The following is an 8420-nucleotide window of genomic DNA, read 5'->3' as shown; positions in this document are numbered from 1 at the left end:
CTGACGAACTTCGCCGTCGGCCAGATCAGCAGCGCCCAGTTCACGTCGACTGACGGCTCGACCATCACGGTCGGCGACAACACGACCGGCATCCCGGGCGACGCCACCTCCACGAACGGCTACGTCAACACCGCCGGCGGCGACTACTACCTCGGCCTCGGCGGCGACGACATCGTGAGCCAGATCACCGGCAACGATCTCGTGTTCGGCAACATGGGCAACGACCAGATCACCAGCGGCGCGTTCGCTGGGTCGCCGACCGTGTTCGGTGGCCAGGGCAACGACACCCTCGCCTTCGCCGGCTTCACCGGCACCGCCCAGCTCCTCGGCAACCTCGGCGACGACACCATCACCGGCACTGCCGCGACGACCGGCAACAACACCGTGTTCGGCGGCCAGGGCAACGACGTCATCAACTTCGCCGGCGCCACCGGCAACAACGTGCTGTTCGGTGACCTCGGCAACGACGCCATCACCGGCGGTGCCGGCGCCTCGACCATCTTCGGCGGTCAGGGCCAGGACACGGTTACGGGCGGCAACACGGCCAGCCTGCTGCTCGGCAACCTCGGTGACGACGTGCTCCTCGGCGGCACCGGCAACGACACGATCTACGGCGGCCAGGGCCAGGACTCGGTCTTCGGCGGCAGCGGCAACGACCGTCTGTTCGGCGATATCGGCAACGACACCCTGAACGGCTTCATCGGCAGCGACACGCTGACCGGCGGCGCGGGCTCCGACGTCTTCACCGAAGACTTCACCGCTCCTATCGATGCCGGCGTCACCTCGACCACGGCCGACTACATCACCGACTTCGTCTCCGGCGCGGATACGGTGCGCTTCACCAGCACCGGCCTCGTCGCCGGCAGCACCGGCACCGGCCAGTTCACCAGCTTCGGCGTGAGCACGGTGACCTCGGTTGAGCAGGCCGTGACGGCCTACGGCGCCAGCACGCTGCCCCGCACCGCCTTCACCTTCATCCAGGGTGCGAGCAACGGCTACCTGATCTACGACGCCGACACCACGAATGCCGCCGCCACCGGCGTCATCGTCGTCCAGGGCACCGGCGGCCTCGCGGCCACCGACATCCTCGTCGGCAACTAAGTCCGGCATCCGGGCGGTTCACCCCGCTCGGTTGACAATCTCGAAGGAGGCGGTCCAAACGGGCCGCCTCTTTTCGTTTCGCTCGACAGCCCGTGGGCCATGGGAACGCAGTCACAGCAGCAGGACCGTTTCGCCCTGCTCTACGAGGCCGACGGCTACAGCTTCCGCAACAAGGTCATGGGCCGCCAGTCTGCCGGCCTCGCCCTGGTCCGCGCGATCGCGGCCGAACGCCTCCCCCAGCTCTACGCCTATGCGGGATCGGCCTCCGCGGCCGCCACGCTCGCCGCCGACCTCGCCGCCCACGGCGCCCGCGAGACCCAGGTCGCGTGGATTCCCTTCACCAATCCCGCAGGACTGGCGGAGGCCGGCCTCCTGTACCGGCCCGATCCCGACATCGCGCACAACGCGTGGCATCGCCTGCGCACGGTCGGCCCGCGCGGGTACAGCCTCTGCGGGGTGACGCACACCACCGCCTCGCACGGCGTGATGGAGGTGCTGGCCGACCTGCTGACGGCTCCGGTTGAGGAATGGGATGCGGTGATCTGCACCTCGCGCGCCGTGCGCGACAGCGTACGGGCCGTCATCGAGGCGCAGGCCGAGTACCTGCGCGAGCGGCTCGGCGCGACGCGCCTGACGCTGCCGCAGATACCGGTGATCCCCCTCGGCGTCCATTGCGCGGACTATGCCGGCCGCGCCGGCCGGCGCGAAGCCGCGCGCGCGGCCCTCGGGATCGCGCCGGACCGGGTGGTCGTCCTGTTCGTCGGCCGCCTGAGCTTTCATGGAAAAGCCCATCCCCTGCCGATGTATCTCGGGCTGGAGCGTGTCGCCCGGGAGCGTCCGGTCACCCTGGTCCAGGCGGGCTGGTTCGCCAACGAGCCGATCGAGCGGGCCTTTCGCGACGATGCGCATAAGCTCTGTCCGTCGGTGGATTACCGGACCGTGGACGGTCGCGACCAGTCCCGGCTGAAGCTGGCCTGGGATGCCGCCGACATCTTCACCTCGCTGTCCGACAACGTGCAGGAGACCTTCGGCCTGACGCCCCTGGAGGCGATGGCGGCCGGGTTGCCGGTGGTCGTGAGCGACTGGGACGGCTACCGCGACACGGTGCGCGACGGCATCGACGGGTTCCGCGTGCCGACGCTGGCACCCGCCCCCGGACACGGGGGCGACCTCGCCGACCGGTTCGACCTGCACGTGGACAACTACGACCTCTATTGCGGCCATGCCGGGCAGTTCACCGCCGTGGACGTGGAGGCTGCGGGCCGGGCCTATGCCATGCTCGCCGGCGATCCCGACCTGCGGGCGCGCATGGGGGCCGCGGGCGCGCAACGCGCGCGGGAGTGCTTCGACTGGTCCCACGTCTTCGGCCGCTATCGGGACCTGTGGGCGGACCTCGGCGAGCGGCGCCGCAGCGCGCCGAACCTCCAGCCGCCCCTGAGCCGCCGCCGCCGGCCGGCGCACGACGATCCGTTCCGGGTGTTTTCGGCCTATCCCACCGCCCCGCTCGGCCCGGCCACGCGGTTCCGCCGCCGCGGACCCGGCCTCGACGCGGTGGTCGCCCGGCGCGAGCTCGCGACCGTCGCCTTCGCCAAGGGCATGCTGCCCGAACCACCGATGCTCGCCGCGATCCTCGACGCCATGCCGGCCGAGGGCTGGATTGCGGCCGGCGAGGTCGTCGCGGCGCTGCCCACGCAGCCGCCCGTCCTCGTCGGCCGGGCGCTGGTCTGGCTGGCGAAGGTCGGCGCCCTGGATTTCCGCAGCGCGCCGTAAGTCCGCCCCGACGGGGCCCGTCCCTCCGCCCCCATGGCGGACCCACCCTTGCCCGCGAGAGGGACCGTTGTCAGAGAGCTACTACAAGAACGTGAACCCCGACCTGCTGGGCTGGCTGCCGCTCACCGCCAGGCGCGTGCTGGAGATCGGCTGCGGCGAGGGCGCGCTCGCGGCGGTCTACGCCGAGCGCAACCCCAATGCGCACTACACCGCCGTCGAGGTCCACCCGCCCTCCGCCGCGGTCGCCCGGGGGCGGGTCGACCGCCTGATCGAGGGCGACATCGAGGCGATGAGCGACGCCGAGGCCGGCGGCCCGTTCGACCTCGCCCTGATGGGCGACGTGCTGGAGCACCTGGCCGAGCCGGGGCGGATGCTCACGCGCATCTTCGACCTGCTCGAACCGGGCGGCCACTTCGTGGCCTGCGTGCCCAACATCGCCCATTGGTCGGCGCTCCGGGAGCTGATGAGCGGCCGCTGGCCCGCCCACGATTCCGGGCTGTTCGACCGCACGCACCTGCGCTTCTTCACGCGGGACTCGCTCCAGGAGGCCCTGACGGCGACGGGGTTCCGCATCCTGAAGATGCGTCCCCGCCGCTTCCTCCTCGACCAGGCGGAAGCCGCGCGCTGGATGCCGGTGCTCGGCGCGGCCGCAGCCCGGATGGGGCTCGACCGCGCCGCCTTCGAGGAGCGGGCGAGCGCGGTGCAATACGTGGTCTGCGCCGAGAAACCGCGTCCCGACCGGCCCCGGACCGAGGTGCTGGTCGTCCACCAGATGGCGATGGCGCCCCGCCTGCTCGAAGCGCGCGCCGCATGGCCCGCCAAGGCGCTGGATTCCGAGCCGGGCCTCTCGCTCAAGTACGACGAGCGGAAGATCGAGGTGGGCAAGCTGCCGCCCCGGCAGCCGAAGGTCGCCGTCATCCAGCGCTTCACCGCCTCCGACCCGGCCCAATGGTTCCAGGCCATGGCGCGCTTCGTCGCCGGCGGCTGGGTGGTCGCGATGGAGTTCGACGACCACCCGGAACTCGTCGCGGAGGTGCTGCGACGCGACTACGATGCCGGGACGCAGGTCTCCTTCTCGGCCGCGCACGCCATCCAGACATCGACGCCGGAACTCGCGGCGTACTTCCGCAGCCTCAACCCGGAAGTCGCCGTGTTCCCGAACGCGGCCTTCACCCTGCCGCCGTTCCCGGAGGCGCGGACGGGCCCGCCCACCGTCTTCTTCGGCGCCCTGAACCGCGAGGGTTTCAGCGGCCCGGTCGCCCGCGCCCTGGCACCGGCCATCGCGCAGCATCCCGAGACCACCTTCACGGTGGTGCACGACCGGGCCTTCTTCGACGCCCTGCCGACCGAGCGGAAGACGTTCCATCCGGCCATGGGCTACGAGGCCTATCTCGAGGCCATGGCGGGTGCCGACATCGCCCTGATGCCCCTCGAAGGCCGGCCGCCGGAGCGCTTCAAGAGCGACATCAAGTTCGTCGAGGCGTCGAGCCGGGGGCTGGCCACCATCGCCTCGCCCACCGTCTACGGGCAGAGCATCCGGGACGATCACGATGGTTTGATCGCGGCCACGATCGAGGACTGGCCCCGTCACCTGACCCGATTGCTGGCCGACCCCGGCGAGCGCCGCCGCCTGGCGCGCAACGCCTGGGAGGGGGTGCGCGCCGACCGGATGTTCGCCCAGCAGGCCGGCACGCGGCGCGACTGGTACCGCTCCCTCTGGGACCGGCGGGACGCCCTGAACGAGGCGCTGTTCGCCCGCCACCCGGAGATCCGCCTGCTGGTCGCTGCGATCCGGGACGCCGGCCGGCCGCCCCCGGGGTAAGGGCTTCTTGCTGCCGCATTTCCGGAGGAAGGGGCGGGCCGCGAGAAGAAGCGGTACGGCACAACGTTAAGAGAGTGTGCTAAGGCTGCCCGGCGGCCGGTCCGCCACGATCGTTCACCGGCTTGGCGAAGCCGCAGGTCGCCGCAGTCGCGGCGTCGGGAGAGTTGTATGTCGGCAGATGCGGCGGCCCAGGCCGGCCAAGGTGGTACGCCCGCGCCTGCGGCCCAACCGGGCGCGGCCGGAGGGCCGGGCGCCCAGGCGGGGGCCCAGGGTGCCGGAGCCCAGAACGCCGGAGCGCAGCCCCAGCAGATGGCGGATTCCGGCCTGAGCGCCCTGGCGCTGGTCGCCTCCTTCCATCAGGTCCAATGCGAGCCGGGCCAGGTCCGGCACGAACTCGGCCTCGGCACCAAGGCCGCGAGTTCCATCGACATCGTCCGCGGCGCCAAGCAGATCGCGCTGAAGGCCCGCCTGCTCGAGAACCAGAAGCCCGAGCGCCTGGAGCGCGTGCCGCTGCCGGCGATCATCCAGTACGACGACGGCAGCTACAAGCTGCTGGGCCGGCGGTTGGAGGACGGCACCTACCGCATCATCGACACCGTCGCCCGCACCGCCGAACATCCCAAGCGCGAGGAGGTGTTCGCGCGCTGGAACGGCACGGTGATCCTGATCGCGCGCCGGGCGAGCCTTGCCAAGATCGTGCAGGATTTCGGCCTGACCTGGTTCATGCCGTCGATCTGGCGCTACCGCCGCCCGCTCGCCTCGGTCATCGTCGCCTCGCTCTTCATCCAGCTCTGCGGCCTGATCACCCCGATCTTCTTCCAGATCACCATCGACAAGGTGCTGGCCCACAAGGGCTACTCGACCCTGACCCTCGTCGTGGTCGGCCTCGTGGTGCTGGGGCTGTTCAACGTCGTGCTGCAATACCTGAGGCAGTACATCCTCACGCACACGACGAGCCGCATCGACGTGGAACTCGGCGCGCGCCTGTTCGACCACCTGCTGCGGCTGCCCCTCGGCTATTTCGAGACGCGCGCCGCCGGCCAGACCGTGGCGCGGGTGCGCGAACTGGAGCAGGTCCGGGCCTTCCTCACCGGACAGGCCCTGACCGCGGCCATCGACGTGCCGTTCACCTTCCTCTTCATCGCGATCCTCTACCTTTATTCCACCACGCTCGGCCTCATCGTCACCCTGTCGATCCCCTGCTACGTGCTCGTGGCGGTCCTCCTGCGCCCGATCCTGCGCGAGAAGACCCTGGAGCAGTTCAGCCGCTCGGCCCTCTCGAACCAGTTCCTGATCGAATCCGTCGTCGGAATCCATACGATCAAGGCGATGGCGGTGGAGCCGACGCTGCGGGTGCAGTGGGAGGAGCGGCTCGCCGCCTACGTGAAAACCTCCTTCATGACCGGCATCCTCGGTAGCCTCGGCCAGAACGCCATCCAGTACATCAACGCCGTCACCTCGGCCCTTGTGCTGTTCTTCGGCGCCTACGCGGTGATGGACGGCGACATGACGGTCGGCAGCCTCATCGCCTTCAACATGATCATGGGGCAGGTCACCGCGCCGATCCTGCGCCTGAGCCAGCTCTGGCAGAGCTTCCAGCAGGTCAAGGTCTCGATCGAGCGCCTCGGCGACGTGCTCAACGCCCCCGCCGAGACGCGCTCGATGGCCCAGGCCCACCTGCCGCCGGCCAAGGGCCAGCTCACGGTGCGCAACGTCGTGTTCCGCTACCAGCCGGGCACGCCCGAGGTGCTGAAGGACGTGTCCATCGACATCCCGGCCGGGCAGGTCATCGGCATCGTCGGGCCGTCCGGCTCCGGCAAGTCGACCTTCACCAAGCTGCTGCAGCGCCTCTACAGCCCCGAGAAGGGACAGGTGCTGGTCGACGGCATCGACGTCGCCCAGGTGGATCCGGCCTGGCTGCGCCGCCAGATCGGCGTCGTGCTCCAGGAGAACCTGCTGTTCAACAAGACCGTGCAGGAGAACATCGCGCTCGCCAACCCGGCCTTGACGCGGGCGCAGGTGATCCAGGTGGCGCGGCTCTCGGGCGCCGACGAGTTCATCAACCGCATGCCGCGCGGCTACGACACCATGATCGAGGAGCGCGGCGCCAACCTCTCGGGCGGCCAGCGCCAGCGGCTGGCCATCGCGCGGGCGCTGGCCACCAATCCCCGCATCCTGATCCTCGACGAGGCGACCTCGGCCCTCGACTACGAGAGCGAGCGCATCATCCAGGACAACATGCGCCACATCGTGAAGGGCCGCACGGTGGTGATCATCGCCCACCGCCTCGCGGCCGTGCGCGGCTGCGACCGGATCATCGCCATGCAGGACGGGCGCATCGTCGAGGACGGCTCGCACCGCGAACTGGTCGCCCGGCCCGAGAGCCTCTACGGACGGCTCTGGCAACTCCAGTCCTACCAGGGCACCGACCAGGAAGCCGCAGCATGAGCGCCCAACCGAGTGCGCCGCCCCCGGCCGAGATCCCGAAGCCGCCCGCGCTTCCCGCAGGCGCCGCGCCCGCGGCCCGCCTGCCTGCCCTGCGCCCGCGGGCGCTCTCAGCCCGCTCCCTGACCGAGCGGATGCGGACCTTCGCGAACACCCGCGACGACCAGGAATTCCTGCCCGCCCATCTCGAGATCCTGGAGACGCCGCCGTCGCCGATGGCGATGGCGTTCACCTGGACGATCTGCGCGATGTTCGCCTCGGCGCTGATCTGGAGCGTGCTGGCCAACCTCGACATCTTCGCCGTCGCCGCGGGCCGGGTGCAGCCGAGCGGGCGCTCGAAGGTGATCCAGCCCTTCGAGACCAGCAAGGTCCTGGCCGTCACCGTGCACAACGGCGACCGCGTCAAGGCCGGCGACCTCCTGATCGACCTCGACCCGACCGAGGCGGGCGCCGACCTCGCCAGCCGCGAGAGCGACCTGGAGAACCTCTCCGCGCAGATGGCGCGCCGGGTCAGCACGATCCAGGCGATCCGCGAGAACAAGCGGACCGCCGAGCCGACCTACGCGAGCACGATCACCCTGCCGATCAAGCTGCGCGAGACGGCCACGATGATGGCCGACCTCAGCCAGTACTACGCCACCCGCGCATCGCTGGACGCCCAGATCGCCGAGAAGAAGGCCACCGAGCAGCGCTTCACCGCGAGCGTGGCGGCCCGCGAGCGCCTGAAGGCGGTGCTGCGCGAGCGCGCCGACATGCGCGAGACCCTGGTGGCCCGTTCGGCCGGAACCCGCGCCGCGGTCATCGACGCCCTCCAGCAGGTGGAGCAGGTCGCCGCCGACCTCGCCTACGACCAGGGCCAGCTCCTGGAAGCGCGGGCCGGGGCGGAATCCCTGGTGCGGCGGATGGAGCAGCTCACCAGCGAGACGATCGCCAAGCAGGCCCAGTCCCTGACCGAGACCGCCCAGAAGGTCGACAGCCTGCGCCAGGACGTCATCAAGGCGCGCCTGCGCCGCGACCGCATGCAGCTGCGCGCGCCCATCGACGGCTCGGTGCAGCAATTGGCCGTCACGACGGTCGGGCAGGTCGTGACCGCAGGCCAGCCGCTCCTCGTGCTGGTGCCGACCGACGGCCCCGTCGAGATCGAGGCCCTGGTCCTCAACAAGGACATCGGCTTCGTGACGCCGGGGCAGGAGGTGACGGTGAAGGTCGATTCCTTCCCCTTCACCCGCTACGGCACGGCCGAGGGCCGGGTGCTGCGGATCTCGCGCGACGCCATCGACGA

5 protein-coding genes are annotated in these 8420 nt (G+C 70.6%); all 5 read left to right on the top strand.

The features are described 5' to 3' along the window. Nucleotides 1-1101 (top strand): calcium-binding protein (locus COGEMETH_RS25650; RefSeq protein WP_283215020.1); only part of this gene is annotated, 1101 nt, incomplete at its 5' end. A gap of 99 nt (nucleotides 1102-1200) precedes the next feature. Continuing rightward, entirely contained in the window at nucleotides 1201-2871 is a 1671-nt protein-coding gene (locus tag COGEMETH_RS17595; RefSeq protein ID WP_238183902.1) for a glycosyltransferase family 4 protein, read from the top strand. A 67-nt stretch (nucleotides 2872-2938) separates the two neighbouring features. After that, on the top strand, nucleotides 2939-4693 hold the full coding sequence (locus COGEMETH_RS17590) for a methyltransferase domain-containing protein (RefSeq protein ID WP_238183901.1): 1755 nt from the start codon (nucleotides 2939-2941) through the stop codon (nucleotides 4691-4693). A gap of 168 nt (nucleotides 4694-4861) precedes the next feature. Further along, nucleotides 4862-7141 carry a type I secretion system permease/ATPase gene (locus COGEMETH_RS17585; RefSeq protein WP_373875387.1) on the top strand — a complete coding sequence of 760 codons (2280 nt, stop codon included), beginning with the start codon at nucleotides 4862-4864 and terminating at the stop codon, nucleotides 7139-7141. Beyond that, nucleotides 7138-8420: HlyD family type I secretion periplasmic adaptor subunit (locus COGEMETH_RS17580; RefSeq protein WP_238183900.1), on the top strand; the 1283-nt coding region annotated here is incomplete at its 3' end. The genes COGEMETH_RS17585 and COGEMETH_RS17580, both read left to right, overlap by 4 nt.

The organism is Methylobacterium trifolii, from assembly GCF_022179685.1.
In the GTDB taxonomy this organism is placed as follows: domain Bacteria; phylum Pseudomonadota; class Alphaproteobacteria; order Rhizobiales; family Beijerinckiaceae; genus Methylobacterium; species Methylobacterium trifolii.
This window is presented reverse-complemented; position numbering and strand designations above follow the sequence as displayed.